Below are 14,289 nucleotides of genomic sequence, written 5' to 3'. Positions count from 1 at the left end.
ACCGCAAACGCTACGCCTCAGCACCGAAAGATGCCGTAATCCCCTCTCCCCTGCGGGGAGAGGGCAGGGAGAGGGGGACACGCTGCGGGGAAGCCGCAGCGAAGTTGCCCCCAAGACGCCGAAAAGCTGCAGTACAGGTCTTTCCCGCGAGCACCAGCCCCCTCTCCCCAACCCTCTCCCCCGCAGGGGAGAGGGGGTTACGGTGCCTTCGGGCTCAGTTCGCGTTGTGCAGGCTGGTTCGAAAAGTTTTCCGCCCGCTTATTGGCCGCCATCAGGCCGATCCGCCGTCTGGATCTTGCGCTTGTGCAGTTCCAGCACCAGCGGCGTGAGTTCGGCGATGCGGGCCTGGATGCGGACGCGGGCGTAGTAGTCCAGGTCGTCGCGCTTGAGCAGGCGCTTGAGTTGTTCCATCGCGTCGAAAGGGCGGCCCGAGTAGTAGCTGGCATCCGCGAATGCTTCGCCTGCGCGCTCGGTGTCGCCGGCTTTCTCACAGGCGCGGGCGTAGGCGGTGTAGAGCTGTGGCTCCACCGCATTGCTCAGCAGGGGTCGCAACAGTTCCGCGGCGGTCGCCGCCTGTGCGGGCGCGCCACCGGTGGTGAGTGCCTGGGCGTACGCCAGTGCCACCGCGCGATTGCGTGGCGAGTGCAGGTTGAGCTTTTCGTAGAGGGCCAGCGCGGCGGCGCGCTGGCCGGCCTGGAAACGGGCGTCCGCCATCGCCAGTTGCAGGATGAGGTTCTCCGGCTGCTTTTCGATCAACGGCTGCAACTGCGCGATGGCCTGCGTGCCATCACCACTGCGGGTGAGCGCCAGCGCGTAGCCATAGCGCGTGGCGAGCGTGTCGAAGCCGCGCTTGTCGAAATTCGAGCGGTAGCGCAGCGCTTCCTTGGAGGCGTCGCCAGTCAGCACGCGCAGGCGCTCGCGCATCAGCGCATACGTCTCGCCACGCTGCTGCGCCGAGGGGCTGAACAAGGTGGTGACATCGTGCACGAACGGGATCGGCGCGGTGGTGCTTTCCCACTGGCTCTTGACCAGGGTGCTGCCGCTCGGCCGCAGCTTCTGTGCGGCGATCAGGCCGCCGGCGCGCGACTTGGCGTCGCTGATGCGGGCCGAGGTCACCGGGTGATCCTGCAGCATGCTGGGTGTATTGCCCATGCCGCCTGTGTTGGCGCTGAGCACGTCCTGCATGTGCGAGAAGAAGCCGGCCATGCCGCGCGGGTCGAAACCCGCATTGGCCAGGGTCTGGATGCCGGTGCGGTCGGCCTCGACCTCATCCTTGCGGGTGAAGTTGATCGACCGTTGCGCGATCAGCCCCTGGCCGCCGGCCAGCACCGCCATCGGCGCGTCGCCGGCATTGTTGGCGGCGCCCGCGGCAAGCGCGCCCAGCAACACCAGCGCCATCAGCGGGGCATCCTTGCGCGATGCCTCGAAGGCCCGTTCCAGATGGTTCTGCGTGATGTGGCCGATCTCGTGCGCGATGACGCCGGCCAGCTCGCTTTCGTTGCGGGTGATCGCCACCAGGCCTGCGTTCACCGCCACGTAGCCGCCCGGCGCCGCGAAGGCGTTGATCTCCGGGTCCTTCACCACGAAGAACGAAAAATGCTCGTCCGGCTTGGCACTGGCGGCAACCAGCCGGAAGCCCAGGTCGTTGATGTAATCGTCCACCAGCGGGTCGTCGACCACCATGTCCAGCGCGCGCATCTGGCGCAGCATGGAGGCGCCGTAGGCCTGCGCTTCCTGCTTCGAAATCAGTGCATTCGCCGAACTGCCCAGATCTGGCAGGCGAACGTTGTCCTGCGCCATCGCCACCGGCGCAAGCAAACCCGCGCACAGCAAGGCGCGAGTCAAGGCGGACAGGAGGCGTGGAGCGCGGCGGTGTGCTGGCATGGTCATGAGGGGTCGACAATATCATTCAGACCACTTGGTGAGGGCGCGGTTCGCGCCGCGCGGCCACCCTGTACATGCTTGATTTGGCTTCGGCGTGGACGCATGTGTGGGCTGAACCATTTTGACCGTCCCCTGGAGCGCCGTAATGCCGAAGATCGAGATCTACTCCACTGCCGTCTGCCCTTACTGCGTGGGCGCCAAGAACCTGCTCAAGTCGAAAGGGCTGGAGTGGCAGGAAGTGCGCATCGACACCGACCCGGTGCAGCGCGACGCGATGCTCCAGCGCAGCGGCGGGCGCCGTACCGTGCCGCAGATTTTCATCAACGACCAGCACGTGGGCGGCTTCGACGACCTTGTCGCCGCCGACCGCAGCGGCAAGCTGGCGCAACTGCTCGGTGACGCCGCGTGAGCGACGATCGACTGGCCGAGTTCACCGCCTTCCGCCAGCGCATGAACGAGCGCATCCTGGCTGAGGACAACCAGGTCGTGCGGCGCTTCTTCGCGCTGGACACGCAAACCTACAAGGCCGGCGCGCTGGACGTGAAGACCAAGGAGATGCTGGGCCTGGTCGCCTCGCTGGTACTGCGTTGCGATGACTGCATCAGCTACCACGTGGCCCAGTGCAAGGAAGCCGGCGTGGAGCGCGATGCGTTTTTCGAGGTGTTCAGCGTGGGCCTCGTGGTGGGCGGGTCGATCGTGATCCCGCACCTGCGCCGGGCCGTGGATCTGCTCGACCAGCTGGAGCAGGGCAGCGCCGACACGGGCGCCGCGGGTTGCCCCGACCACGCCTGACCCTGCGGGATCATGCAACGCTGCGTGCGAGTATTTTCAAGGCGCTGCGCCCGCTTCGCGCTGGTGGCGGCCACTCCTATCAGCGATAATTGATGGGTTTCGCGCGAGGTTCGGTCCGGATGTCGCGTATCCCCATTCGAAGGAGTTTCCCCCATGAGCAACACAATCGCGGTGATCCCGGGCGACGGCATCGGCCCCGAGATCATGACCGCCACCTTGCGCGTGCTCGACGCGCTGGACTGCGGCCTGAAGTACGACTTCGTCGACGCCGGCATGGTGGCGCTGGACAAGCACGGCGACCTGCTGCCCAAGGCCACGCTGGACAAGATCGCCGAGCACAAGGTCGCGTTGAAAGGCCCGCTGACCACGCCGATCGGCGGCGGCTTCACCTCGGTCAACGTGACCCTGCGCCGCCATTTCGACCTGTACGCGAACGTGCGCCCGGCGGTGAGCTTCCCCGGCACCAAGTCGCGCTACGAGAACATCGACATCATCACCGTGCGCGAGAACACCGAGGGCGCGTACCGCTCCGAAGGGCAGACGCTGTCCGAAGATGGCGAAATCGCCGAGTCGGTGGCGCGCAACACCCGCAAGGGCAGCAGCCGCATCGTGCGCTACGCGTTCGAACTGGCGGTGAAGAAGGGTCGCAAGAAAGTCACCGCGGTGCACAAGGCGAACATCCTGAAGACCAGCTCGGGCCTGTTCCTCAACGTGGCGCGCGAGATCGCCAAGGAATACCCGCAGATCGAGTTCAACGAGATGATCGTGGACAACACCTGCATGCAGCTGGTGATGCGTCCCGAGCAGTTCGACGTCATTGTCACCACCAACCTGTTCGGCGACATCCTGTCCGACCTGTGTGCCGGCCTGGTCGGCGGCCTGGGTTTGGCGCCGGGCGACAACATCGGCGAGCACGCGGCGATCTTCGAAGCCGTGCACGGCTCGGCGCCGGACATCGCCGGCAAGGGCATCGCCAACCCCTGCGCGCTGCTGCTGGCCGCCGCCGACATGCTCGATTACCTGGACATGGTGGCCAAGGGCGACCAGCTGCGCCAGGCGATCCGCGACACCATGACGAACGACCGCGACAGCGTGACGCCCGATATCGGCGGCAAGGGCAGCACCGACAGCTTCGCCGATGCCCTGGTGAAGCGCATCAAGGGCTGAGGATTTTCTGGAAATCCCGTTCTTGCTTCCCCCGCGCAGCGGGGGAAGCTGCCCGAAGGGCTGATGGGGGCGCTTTTTTTGGCGGCCTGGAAAGCCAGCGCGGCTTTGCCGCGCTCCCCCTTCCGCCCTCCGGGCACCTTGAACGAATGCCTTCCATGGCATGGCATCCGCCCTTCGGGCAGCTTCGCTGCTCAAGATGGCAGTCCTGCCATCTTGTCCCCGTCAACGGGGGAAGGAACTGCCTGGGCTTTTTTCGTGGCAGGGCCTCAGTGCTTGGGCGGCTGGTACGAACCCGGCATGCTCTGGAACGGGATCGCGATGCGGTTCCAGGCGTTGATCAGGATCACCGCCATGTTCAGGTCGCCCAGTTCCTTCTCGCTGAACTGCGCGCGGGCCTGCTCGTAGACCTCGTCGGGTACGCCGTGGATGGGGTCGAGCCGGGTGACCGCCTCGCACCAGGCCAGTGCGGCGCGCTCGCGGTCGCTGTAGAACGGCGCTTCGCGCCACGCCTGCAACACGTACAGACGCTGCTCGGTTTCGCCGGCGGCGCGGGCATCCTTGCTGTGCATGTCCAGGCAGTAGGCGCAGCCGTTGAGCTGCGAGGCGCGCATCAGTACCAGTTCGATCAGGGGGCGTTCGATGCTGCCGGTTTGCAGGTATTTGACCAGGGCGAGCAGCGGCTTGATGGCGTCGCCGGTGGGGGCGGAGGATTGACGCGATGACATGGGGAACTCCTTGGTGGTGGATGCGGCCGAGGTGGCCGTTCAATGCAAGGACGCAGAACCTTTCGATTTTGTGACAGCTGCCAGCCGGGCCAGTTTTCCGGGGTGGCGCAAGGCGTGGATGGCGCTGATGCCGGTGCCGTCGTCGTCGATCCAGCTGGCGCTGATCAGATTGCCGTCGTGCCAGCTGAGCAAGGCGGGCGCACCGTTGAGCGTATGGATTTCATGACACACGCCATCGGCCTGCTGATGCAGTGCGATCTGCAGATACAGGCGAGCCAGCCGTTCGGCCCCGTGCAGCGGACGCAGCGTGGCGGTGACCAGGCCGCCGCCATCGGAGATGTGCACGGCGTCCTCGGCGAACAGCGCGCGCAAGGTGTCCATGTCCGGTGTGCGCAGGGCCTCGGCGAAACGCTCCAGCAAACGATGCTGGCGATGGTGGTCGGGTGCGCCCTGGCGCGGACGTTCATCGCGCAGGCGTTGCTTGGCCCGATGCACGCGCTGGCGGCAGGCATCCTCGCTGATGTCCAGCATGGCCGCGGTTTCGGCGTGGCTGTAATCGAAGATCTCGCGCAACAGGAATGCGGCGCGCTCGTCGGCGCTGAGCCGCTCCAGCAGCACCAGGAAGCTCAGGGTGAGGCTTTCGGCGCGCTCCAGCCGCGCCTCGGGCTGGTCGGCGTCGGCCAGCAGCGGTTCGGGCAGCCATGGGCCGGGGTAGTGCGCACGCTCGGTCTTGGCCCGACGCAGGCGATCCAGCGCCAACCGGGTCGTCACGGTCACCAGCCAGGCTTCGGCGTCATCCAGCGCATCGACGTCCTGCGCATCCCAGCGCAGCCAGGCATCGTGCAGCACGTCTTCGGCGTCGGCCGGCGTGCCGAGCATGCGGTAGGCCAGCCCGAACAGGCGGGATCGATGTTGCTGGAACAGCGCGGTTTGCGTGTCCAAAGGGTTTCTCCGTCAAAACATCAAGGACGCGCGACGGCCGCGTCGTGTGACGGAATCAGTGAAACAGCGGCCACGGCGCCAGGAAGATCAGCCACATCAGGAACAGGATGCCGACGTACTTGGCAGCCTTGTACAGTTTCCGGTGGCGGCGTTTGAACTCCGTCTTCCAGCGGTGGGTGGCGCCTTTGCGCTGGCTGAGCGCATACAGGCGGTTCACGAAGCCGGTTTTCTCGGCGCCCGTGTCGCTGTTGGGTGAGGCGGTGATCTTGCCCATGAATGCTCCGACGCGATGGTTGATCGCGCTCATCCAGCGCGTGCGCAGCGGGCGTTCGACATCGGCAAACAGGATGACCCGGGTCTGGTCGGTCTTGTTTTCCACCCAGTGCACGAAGGTCTCGTCGAACACCACGTCCTTGCCGTCGCCCCAGGCGTGTTCCTCGCCGTCGACGAAGATGCGGCAGTCACGCGAGTTGGGCGTGATCAGGCCGAGGTGATAGCGCAGCGAGCCGGCGAACGGATCACGGTGCGGGTTGAGTTTGCTGTTGGGTGCCAGCGTGGCGAACATCGCCGCCTTGATGCCGGGGATGGCGTTGAGCAGTTCCACCGTCTTGGGGCACAGCGCCTGGGCCGAGGCCAGCGGCTCGCCGTACCACTTCAGGTAGAAACGCTTCCAGCCCTGCTTGATGAAGCTGTTGAAGCTGGCGTCGTTGTTGGCCGTGGTGCCGCGGATATGGCCGGCGTCGGTCAGATGCAGCGCCTCGTCACGGATGGTCTGCCAGTTGGCCTGCAGCAGATCCAGCTCCGGAAAGCCGCGGCGATCCAGGATGGGTTTTGCCGGCACCGCGGAGAACGCGTACATCAGCAGGTTGTACGGCGCGAACACCGCCGAATGGTCCACCAGCTGACGATCGAAGCGCAGCCGCACGCGCCCGCGCAGGTGCACCAGCAGCACGCACAGCGCAAAGAAAACGAAGATGGCGAGCAGAATGAGACGGGGCGTAAGGATCATGGCAACGCGAGCAGCCGTGGCAGGGATTTCGGAGCCTGCCATTCTACGCGTTTGCCGGGCCCCGGCTCGACGCCACCCGATTCCCCGCGCGGTGTTCAGTCGCGCGAGTCAACCGCAGGATTCAGGGACGAAGCGTGGCTTTCATGCGCCGCGCAGCGAGCAGATCGCCCGGCTAAACTCCGACCACCCGAATGCGGAGCAGGCCGATGGCGACACCGAAAGAATCCAAAAGCTCTCCGGCCGACCTGGCACCCACCTCGGAAAGCCGGTCGAGCTCACACCCGCAGCTTCTCTGCCTGACGCCCTTTCTCGAGCGCTGGATCAACTCGGGCGAGTCTTCGGCGGGCGTCCCGTCGTCTTCGAGAATCGAACCTCCGAGGTCTTCGACTTCCAAGGCGTAACGCTCCGCGACGGGACGCTCATGCTCAGCGCGGAATCCGATGCACTGCTGATGGCGATTGCTGCCCATGGGACCTTGCACCAGGTGCGCAAGGTCCGCCCCGATCTTTACCGGGACCTGGCGGGTGAAGTGCGCCAGCAGGGGCGCCTGCCTACACGGCCACCCTGAAAGAGTGCGTCAAGGCTAATGGCGAAGAGGCGCTGACTGCCGACTCCATGGGCGACGCGATCGCCGACCCGGACTTCCTTTTCCGGATCCCCGATCCCCAATCCCGGCCTACAGCGTCTCCGCCGCGAAATCCGCCAACCGCGAACGCTCGCCGCGCCGCAAGGTGATGTGCGCCGAATGCTCCCATTGCTTGAAGCGGTCCACCGCGTACGTGAGGCCGGAGGTGGTTTCAGTGAGGTAGGGCGTGTCGATCTGCTCGACGTTGCCCAGGCAGACGATCTTGGTGCCGGGGCCGGCGCGGGTGATCAGGGTTTTCATCTGCTTCGGGGTGAGGTTTTGTGCCTCGTCGATGATCAGGTAGCGCGACAGGAAGGTGCGCCCGCGCATGAAGTTGAGCGAGCGGATCTTGATGCGCGAGGCGAGCAGGTCGTTGGTGGCCTGGCGGCCCCAGCTGCCGCCATCTTCCGGGTTGGCCAGCACTTCCAGGTTGTCGGTGAGCGCGCCCATCCAGGGCGTCATCTTTTCCTCCTCGGTGCCGGGCAGGAAGCCGATGTCCTCGCCCACCGAGACGGTGGCGCGGGTCATGATGATCTCGCGGTAGCGCTGCTGGTCCATCACCTGGGCCAGGCCGGCGGCCAGCGCCAGCAGGGTCTTGCCGGTACCGGCGTTGCCCAGCAGGGTGACGAAATCGATGTCCGGGTCCATCAGCGCGTTGAGCGCGAAGTTCTGCTCGCGGTTGCGCGCGCCAATGCCCCATACGTGGTGGTTGGCATGCGAGTGGTCATCCAGCAACACCAGCGTGGCGGTGTCCTCGCCGACTTCCAGTACGCGTAGCTCGATGCCGCCTTCGCCCGGCATGTACAGGCATTCGTTGGGGTACCACTCCTCGCTTTCGTGGCGGTCGAGTCGGTAGTAGGTGCGTCCGCGCTCGGTCCACGATTCCACTTCCGGATGCTGCTCCCAGAAGTCTTCCGGCAACGCCTCCACACCGTTGTAGAGCAGCGAGAAATCGTCCAGCGCGCGATCGTTCTCGTAATCCTCCGCGGTGATGCCCTGGATGCTGGCCTTGATCCGCAGGTTGATGTCCTTGGTCACCAGGATCACGGTGCGGTCGGGATGCTGCTCGCGCAGCTCGATCACCGCGGCCAGGATCTGGTTGTCGGCCTTGCCGTGGCCGTTGCTGACGCGCTGCTGGAAATACAGCCGGCCCACGGCCGATCCGCGCTTCAGCTTGATGCCGGCGGGGTTGGTCAGTTCCAGCCCATCGGCCAGGTCATGTTGCTTGCCGCGCTCGATCAGCTCATTGAGGAAGCGGCTGACCTGACGGCCATTGCGCGACACTTCGGACGCGCCCTTCTTCTTCTCGTCCAGTTCCTCCAGCACGGTCATCGGGATGAAGACGTCGTGTTCCTCGAAATGGAACAGCGAGGTCGGGTCATGCAGCAGAACGTTGGTGTCCAGAGCGTAGATGCGCTTGCTTCCGGTCATGCGGAAGAATCCTCGCGGGTGGTGGGGGAGGGATCGCGATGCTGCGGTCGCGGGCGGAGAGGCGTGGCGTGCCACGCCCGAAAAAGCGATGCGAGGTGCGCGCTCACGCGGCCGGGATGGCGTCGAGCACTTCCTGCGCGTGGCCGGCGACTTTCACCTTGCGCCATTCCCGTGACAGTTTGCCGTCGGGGTCGATCAGGAACGTGCTGCGTACCACGCCCATGTGGCGCTTGCCGTACAGCACCTTCTCGTGGATCACGTCGAACGCCTTGCACCAGGTTTCGTCGGGGTCGGATACCAGCGGGAACGGCAGCGCCTGCTTTTCCGCAAACCGGGCGTGCGAGGCGACGGCATCACGCGACACGCCGACGATCTGCGCGCCGCGCTGGCGGAATTGCGGGTGGAGGTCGCGGAAATCCTGCGCCTCGGTGGTGCAGCCGGGAGTGCTGTCCTTGGGGTAGAAGTAGAGGACGACCCACTGGCCCTTGAGGCTGGCCAGTTTCAGTGGCTCGCCGGTGCCGGTAGGCCCGGTGAGCGGTGGGACTTTCTTGCCGATTTCGGGCATGGACACTCCATCGCGGCGGAGGCCGCATGGCCCAAGACTAGCGCTTGCCGTACGGCGGATGACAGACCTTGCCAGCGTGGATGGTTCGCGCGATGCTCGGCGCTTGTCCGGCCACCGGGCAACCGCTCCTGCGTTGCCTCAACTCGGGCATAGGGCAACTGCTCCATGCATTGCCTCAACTCGGGCATCCATGCCCTCACCATGGCCGGGCTGAGAGGTTGAAAAATCACAACCTCTCAGAATTTCACCGGGTCCATGATCGCGTCCAGGTTCAGCCCGTCGCACAGTTCGAGAAAGTCGTCGCGCAGCGCGGCGATGTGGATTTCCGAAGGGATGCCGATGGTGAACTGGGCCTGGAACATTTCCGCGCCGGTTTGCATGGCCTGGTAGTGGGTGGAGTTCAGCTGCTCCACGCTGATCTCATGCTGGCTGAAAAATTCCACGATGCGCGCCACGATGCCGGGGCGGTCGGCCGCCACCACTTCGACCAGATACGGCAGCAGATGCGAGCTGTTTTCGCGCGGTCGGGTGCGGTAGTGCACCAGCCGCAGGCTCTCGTCGCGGGCCAGCTTGGTCAGCGCCGATTCCAGCTTGGCCAGCGCATCCCAGGCGCCGGTGGCAAGCAGCATCAGCGAGATTTCCGTGCCGATCGTGGCGACCCGCGCCTCGGCCAGGTTGCAGCCGGCATCGGCGATGCGTCGTGCCAGCGTCAGCAGGGGCGATTGCAGTGCCGGCGTCAGTACCTGGATCAGCAGTTGCTCGTCGGCGCCCGCGCGGACGGAGGAAGCGGAAGAAGATTTCAAGAGGTTTGCCCGTGGGAAGTCCGCATGGTGCGGAATGACTCCGTTCGAGCTTACTTGCCCGTCTGGCGAGCCCGCAAGTAACATAGACGGCTGATTGCCGGGCGGGACGTGTCTTGAACATTCGTGGAAGCATCTGTGCGTTGGTCACCCCGTTTACTGCTGATGGCGGGCTCGATCTGCCGGCGTTCGGCCGCCTGCTCGACTATCAACTCGAGGGTGGCACGCAAGGCGTGGTGGTGGCCGGTTCCACCGGCGAAGCGCACATGCTGGAGCCCGAAGAGTTCGACCGCCTGCTGACGTTCGCCGTTCGTCATGTGAACGGCCGGGTGCCGGTGATCGCCGGCACCGGTGAGGCGGGCACGGCCAAGACGGTGGAAGCAACCCGACGCGCGCAAGCGCTTGGCGCCGATGCGGCGCTGGTGGTGGTGCCTTACTACGTGCGTCCGACCCAGGAAGGCATGCGCCGCCATTTCCTGGAAGTGGCCGACCACGGCGGCCTGCCGCTGCTGCTATACAACGTGTCCATCCGCACGGCGTGCGACATGCTGCCGGAAACCGTCGCCCGTCTGCGCGACCATCCGTCCATCATCGGCATCAAGGAAGCCCGCGGCGATGCGGAGCGCATTCGCGCGCTTGCGGAACTTGCGGGCGAGAATTTCGTCTACCTGTCCGGTGACGACGCTACCGCCACCGACGCCATGCTCGCCGGCGCAAACGGTACCGTCTCGGTGGTGGCCAACCTGGTGCCCAAGGCGTTCCGTGCACTTTGCGACGCGGCGGTCGGTGGCGACAGGGAGGCGACGGCGCGTTGCTTCGCCGCGTTGGAGCCGTTGTTGAAGGCGCTCAATTGCGCGCCGAATCCGATCGCGGTGAAGGCGGGGTTGCCCGAGCTGGGGCTTGGTCTGGCGTTGCCGCGGTTGCCGCTTGTTGAATTGAATGAAGGCCCGGAACGTGTCCGACTGCGCCAAGCACTGTCCAGTCTGGCATCCTTGGCCACTGCTGCCTGAAGCGCTGCGGCGTTGCGGCGGCCCGATCCTTCCACGGAATCCCATTACATGAAGAAAACCTCGCTCCTCGTCACCGTGCCCGCGCTTGCCCTCTGCGGTTTGCTGCTTGCCGGTTGCGGCATGTTCCGCTCGCACAAGGCATGGGAGACCGCCGTGCAGGAATCGCCGCTGGAGATTCCGCCGAACCTGGACACGCCATCGGCTACCGCGGCGCTGAACATTCCGCCGCCCGGTGCCAACCAGCCGACCGCCAATGGCGCCAGGGCCTCCGTCGGCCCCACCGCCGGCGAGATTTCCGACGGTTTCATCACGTCCGGCCCGATCGATACGGTCTATCAACGGGTCGGGCAGGCACTGCAGGACGGCAAGGTGGGCAAGGTGCTCAGCCACGATGATGCCGCGCACAGCTACACGGTTGCCGTTGCCGGTGCCGCGAAGAAGCGGGGCTTCTTCGGCCGCATGTTCCACCGCGAAAAGCGCAGCGATGCCACCGCATCGGGCGGGGCGGCGCAGCAGGTCGTGGTCACCGTGGGTGACAGCGGTACCTATGGCAGCGAGGTTCGCGCCAAGGGTGGCGTCAACGCCGTGGGCAAGATCATCGATTCGCTGAAAGCGAAGCTGACGGACTAAACCCGGCCAGGCGCCACAAAAAAAGCCGCCCTCGGGCGGCTTTTTTCATGGATGGGGTTTGCTCAACGCTGCAGCAGCGGCAGCTTGCCCGGCTTGCCGTCCCACTCGCTGGCGTCGGCGGGGGCATCCTTGCGCTCGGTGATCACTGGCCAGTCGCGGGCCAGTTCGGCGTTGAGCGCCACGAACGCTTCCTGGCCGGCTGGCACGTCGTCTTCGGGATAGATCGCGTTGGCCGGGCACTCGGGTTCGCACAACGTGCAGTCGATGCAGTCGTCGGGATCGATGGCGAGAAAATTGGGGCCTTCGCGGAAGGCATCGACCGGGCAGACTTCAACGCAATCGGTGTACTTGCACTTGATGCAGTTGTCGACGACGACGAAAGTCATGAACGCGGGTCTGCTTTGAATGGAACGGCGCTCGAACGAGTGTGTCGATCGAGCGCTCTTGTGAAGAGTGCGGTCATGGATGACCGCTTCTGGTCCAGCCAACGTCACGTTGGTCCAGTTGTCGGCATCCTCTCCAGACAACAGCAATCACGGAGGATTGCAAAAGCGAAGTGGTGCTCCCTACGAGGTTCGAACTCGTGTTCCCGCCTTGAGAGGGCAGTGTCCTGGGCCACTAGACGAAGGGAGCGTTCTCTTGCGAGGCGCGCTAGTATAGCGAAATTGTTTCGGGCGGCAATGCCTCGCAACCGGTCATTCGTCCACGCCGCCGCAAACACGCTGGTTGCCGTGGGCAATCAGGCGTCCAATGCATCGGCGGCGCATCGGCGGTATCGAGCGCCCTGATTGTTATAGTCATGGGTGCCATGCACCTGGAAGGATTCTGACCGCTTGAACCTCGACTCAAGAACCAACGCCCCATCCGCGCTGAAGATCATCCCGCGCGATCAGCACATCATCTCGCGCAAGAACATCAGCAAGGCGGCGCTGCGCGTGCTGTATCGCCTGAATGAAGCCGGCTACACCGCCTACCTGGTCGGCGGTGCCGTGCGCGATCTGCTGCTGGGCCTGGCGCCGAAGGACTTCGACGTGGCCACCAGCGCCACCCCGGACGAGGTGAAGCACCTGTTCCGCAACTGCCGCCTGATCGGCCGTCGCTTCCGCCTGGCGCATGTGGTGTTCGGCCCGGAAATCATCGAGGTTGCGACTTTTCGGGGCCTGGGCGAGGAGGGTTGCGAGGGCGACCGCAGCATCGTCGACGGACGCATCGTGCGCGACAACATCTGGGGCACGATCGAGGAGGACGCGATCCGCCGCGACTTCCGCGTCAACGCGATGTATTACGACATCAGCGATTTCTCCGTCCGCGATTACGTGGGCGGCATGCAGGATCTGCACGACCGCGTGCTGCGCCTGATCGGCGATCCGGAAACACGCTATCGCGAAGACCCGGTACGCATGCTGCGCGCGGCACGACTGGCGGCCAAGCTGGACATGCACATCGACGCGCCGGCGATGGCGCCGTTCGAAGCACTGGGGCCGCTGCTGGGCGATGCCGCGCCAGCGCGCCTGTTCGACGAATCGCTGAAGATGTTCCTGAGCGGAAACGGGCTGAAGAGTTTCCACATGCTGGAACAGTGCGGCCTGCTGAAGTTCCTGTTTCCCGCCACCGCCCGGGCGCTCAAGCGTGGCGATGCCGCATTGCGCGCGCTGGTCGAGCACGGCCTGGCCAACACCGATGCGCGGGTGCGCGAAGGCAAGTCGGTAACGCCCGCGTTCCTGTTTGCGGTGCTGTTGTGGGGCGAGGTGCGCGACGTGGCGCAGCAGCTGATCGGTCGCGGTGTGGAGCGCACCGATGCCTGGGCGCGCGCGGCGGCACAGGTGGTGGGCGAGCAGTGCCAGCGCGTGGCCATCCCGCGCCGGTTCACCTTCACGATGGAGGAGATCTGGTCGTTGCAGCCGCGGTTCGAACAGGTGCAGCGCAAGCGCGTGTTCCGCCTGATGGCGCACCCGCGCTTCCGTGCCGCGTTCGATTTCCTGCTGCTGCGCGCGGACGAATCGCCGGCGACGCTGCAACTGGGCCAGTGGTGGGCGCACGCCCAGCAGTTGCCTCCCGATGTGCTCTCCGCGGCCTTGCCGGTCGGCGGTGGCAATGCGGCCAGCGACCCGGTCGCCGCTCCCGCCGGCAAACCACCGCGTCCGCGGCGGCGTCGGCGCAAATCGGGTAACGCAGGATCGGCGTGACCCGCGCTTTCATTGCCCTGGGCAGCAACCTGGGCGATCCGCGCCAGCAGGTGCTCGATGCGATGGATGCGCTGCAGCGGCTGCCGGACAGCCGGGTGCTGCAGCGCTCGCGGCTGTATCGCACGCCGCCGTGGGGCGTTCTCGACCAGCCGGACTTCATCAACGCCGTAGTTGCCATCGATACCGGCTTGTCGCCCCATGCCTTGCTCGATGCCCTGCATGCGATCGAACAGCAGGCCGGCCGCGTTCGACTTGAGCGCAACGGCCCGCGCACGCTGGACCTCGATCTGCTGTACATGGATGGCGTCCGCATCAACGACGCACAGCTGACCGTGCCCCATCCACGCATCGCCGAACGCGCCTTCGTGCTGCTGCCATTGGCCGACGTGGCGCCCGAGCTGCAACTGCCAGCCGGGACGGTGGCGGAGCTGTTGGCGCGGATCGATATTCACGGTTGCGTAGCGCTGGCTTGAGGCAAGATCGCGATCCGCCGGATAATTGCCGTTTGACCGCCGCAGGAAGT

Annotated in this window: 16 protein-coding genes and 1 tRNA gene; 7 read left to right on the top strand and 10 right to left on the bottom strand. The window is 65.5% G+C overall.

From position 1 onward, the window contains the following. Nucleotides 1-258: 258 nt before the first annotated feature. Complete coding sequence (locus tag ACFPK0_RS15340; protein WP_377341957.1) at nucleotides 259-1,890, bottom strand: M48 family metalloprotease; 1,632 nt, start codon at nucleotides 1,888-1,890, stop codon at nucleotides 259-261. 139 nt (nucleotides 1,891-2,029) lie between these two features. Between ACFPK0_RS15340 and grxC the strand changes: the two genes are divergently transcribed. The 3 genes from grxC (at nucleotide 2,030) to ACFPK0_RS15325 (ending at nucleotide 3,843) form a co-directional block, all read left to right on the top strand. After that, nucleotides 2,030-2,293 carry a glutaredoxin 3 gene (grxC, locus tag ACFPK0_RS15335; RefSeq protein WP_007082660.1) on the top strand — a complete coding sequence of 88 codons (264 nt, stop codon included), beginning with the start codon at nucleotides 2,030-2,032 and terminating at the stop codon, nucleotides 2,291-2,293. A gap of 41 nt (nucleotides 2,294-2,334) precedes the next feature. Continuing rightward, nucleotides 2,335-2,676 carry a carboxymuconolactone decarboxylase family protein gene (locus ACFPK0_RS15330; RefSeq protein ID WP_235577570.1) on the top strand — a complete coding sequence of 114 codons (342 nt, stop codon included), beginning with the start codon at nucleotides 2,335-2,337 and terminating at the stop codon, nucleotides 2,674-2,676. 153 nt (nucleotides 2,677-2,829) lie between these two features. Next, the gene (locus ACFPK0_RS15325) at nucleotides 2,830-3,843 is read left to right on the top strand and encodes an isocitrate dehydrogenase (protein WP_056078231.1); all 1,014 of its coding nucleotides are present in this window, start codon (nucleotides 2,830-2,832) and stop codon (nucleotides 3,841-3,843) included. Between the two features lie 266 nt (nucleotides 3,844-4,109). Here the strand turns inward: ACFPK0_RS15325 and ACFPK0_RS15320 are convergent, their stop codons facing one another. From ACFPK0_RS15320 to ACFPK0_RS15290, 7 genes are all read right to left on the bottom strand, one after another. Further along, nucleotides 4,110-4,568, bottom strand: a complete 459-nt coding sequence (locus tag ACFPK0_RS15320; RefSeq protein WP_056078234.1) for a carboxymuconolactone decarboxylase family protein — start codon at nucleotides 4,566-4,568, stop codon at nucleotides 4,110-4,112. A 39-nt stretch (nucleotides 4,569-4,607) separates the two neighbouring features. Next, complete coding sequence (gene sigJ, locus ACFPK0_RS15315) at nucleotides 4,608-5,510, bottom strand: RNA polymerase sigma factor SigJ (RefSeq protein WP_377341954.1); 903 nt, start codon at nucleotides 5,508-5,510, stop codon at nucleotides 4,608-4,610. Nucleotides 5,511-5,565: 55 nt separating this feature from the next. Next, complete coding sequence (locus ACFPK0_RS15310; RefSeq protein WP_056602928.1) at nucleotides 5,566-6,519, bottom strand: aspartyl/asparaginyl beta-hydroxylase domain-containing protein; 954 nt, start codon at nucleotides 6,517-6,519, stop codon at nucleotides 5,566-5,568. A 172-nt stretch (nucleotides 6,520-6,691) separates the two neighbouring features. Beyond that, nucleotides 6,692-6,988, bottom strand: a complete 297-nt coding sequence (locus tag ACFPK0_RS15305; RefSeq protein WP_377341952.1) for a hypothetical protein — start codon at nucleotides 6,986-6,988, stop codon at nucleotides 6,692-6,694. A gap of 207 nt (nucleotides 6,989-7,195) precedes the next feature. Next, complete coding sequence (locus ACFPK0_RS15300) at nucleotides 7,196-8,575, bottom strand: PhoH family protein (protein WP_377341950.1); 1,380 nt, start codon at nucleotides 8,573-8,575, stop codon at nucleotides 7,196-7,198. Nucleotides 8,576-8,678: 103 nt separating this feature from the next. After that, nucleotides 8,679-9,140, bottom strand: coding sequence for a peroxiredoxin (locus tag ACFPK0_RS15295; RefSeq protein WP_056602938.1), 462 nt, complete (start codon nucleotides 9,138-9,140; stop codon nucleotides 8,679-8,681). 236 nt (nucleotides 9,141-9,376) lie between these two features. After that, on the bottom strand, nucleotides 9,377-9,943 hold the full coding sequence (locus ACFPK0_RS15290) for a glycine cleavage system transcriptional repressor (RefSeq protein ID WP_007082669.1): 567 nt from the start codon (nucleotides 9,941-9,943) through the stop codon (nucleotides 9,377-9,379). A 113-nt stretch (nucleotides 9,944-10,056) separates the two neighbouring features. On the opposite strand from ACFPK0_RS15290, the gene dapA reads away from it, so the two are divergent. After that, nucleotides 10,057-10,950 carry a 4-hydroxy-tetrahydrodipicolinate synthase gene (dapA, locus tag ACFPK0_RS15285; RefSeq protein WP_377341948.1) on the top strand — a complete coding sequence of 298 codons (894 nt, stop codon included), beginning with the start codon at nucleotides 10,057-10,059 and terminating at the stop codon, nucleotides 10,948-10,950. 48 nt (nucleotides 10,951-10,998) lie between these two features. Then, on the top strand, nucleotides 10,999-11,580 hold the full coding sequence (locus ACFPK0_RS15280) for a hypothetical protein (protein ID WP_056078252.1): 582 nt from the start codon (nucleotides 10,999-11,001) through the stop codon (nucleotides 11,578-11,580). 62 nt (nucleotides 11,581-11,642) lie between these two features. Here ACFPK0_RS15280 and fdxA read toward each other — a convergent pair whose 3' ends face one another. Both fdxA and ACFPK0_RS15270 read right to left on the bottom strand, forming a co-directional pair. After that, nucleotides 11,643-11,966 (bottom strand): ferredoxin FdxA, encoded by a 324-nt coding sequence (fdxA, locus tag ACFPK0_RS15275; RefSeq protein ID WP_007082672.1) that lies wholly within the window; start codon nucleotides 11,964-11,966, stop codon nucleotides 11,643-11,645. Nucleotides 11,967-12,137: 171 nt separating this feature from the next. Further along, nucleotides 12,138-12,213: transfer RNA gene (locus ACFPK0_RS15270), tRNA-Glu, on the bottom strand. A gap of 200 nt (nucleotides 12,214-12,413) precedes the next feature. On the opposite strand from ACFPK0_RS15270, the gene pcnB reads away from it, so the two are divergent. Both pcnB and folK read left to right on the top strand, forming a co-directional pair. Then, the gene (pcnB, locus tag ACFPK0_RS15265) at nucleotides 12,414-13,766 is read left to right on the top strand and encodes a polynucleotide adenylyltransferase PcnB (protein WP_377341945.1); all 1,353 of its coding nucleotides are present in this window, start codon (nucleotides 12,414-12,416) and stop codon (nucleotides 13,764-13,766) included. Then, the gene (folK, locus tag ACFPK0_RS15260; protein WP_377341943.1) at nucleotides 13,763-14,239 is read left to right on the top strand and encodes a 2-amino-4-hydroxy-6-hydroxymethyldihydropteridine diphosphokinase; all 477 of its coding nucleotides are present in this window, start codon (nucleotides 13,763-13,765) and stop codon (nucleotides 14,237-14,239) included. Before pcnB ends, folK begins: the two co-directional genes overlap by 4 nt. The last annotated feature ends 50 nt before the right edge of the window (nucleotides 14,240-14,289 follow it).

This window comes from Rhodanobacter ginsenosidimutans, assembly GCF_042655685.1.
Taxonomy (GTDB): Bacteria; Pseudomonadota; Gammaproteobacteria; order Xanthomonadales; family Rhodanobacteraceae; genus Rhodanobacter; species Rhodanobacter ginsenosidimutans.
The sequence above is the reverse complement of the archived record's forward strand: the minus strand, read 5'-3'. Positions and strand labels throughout refer to the sequence as shown.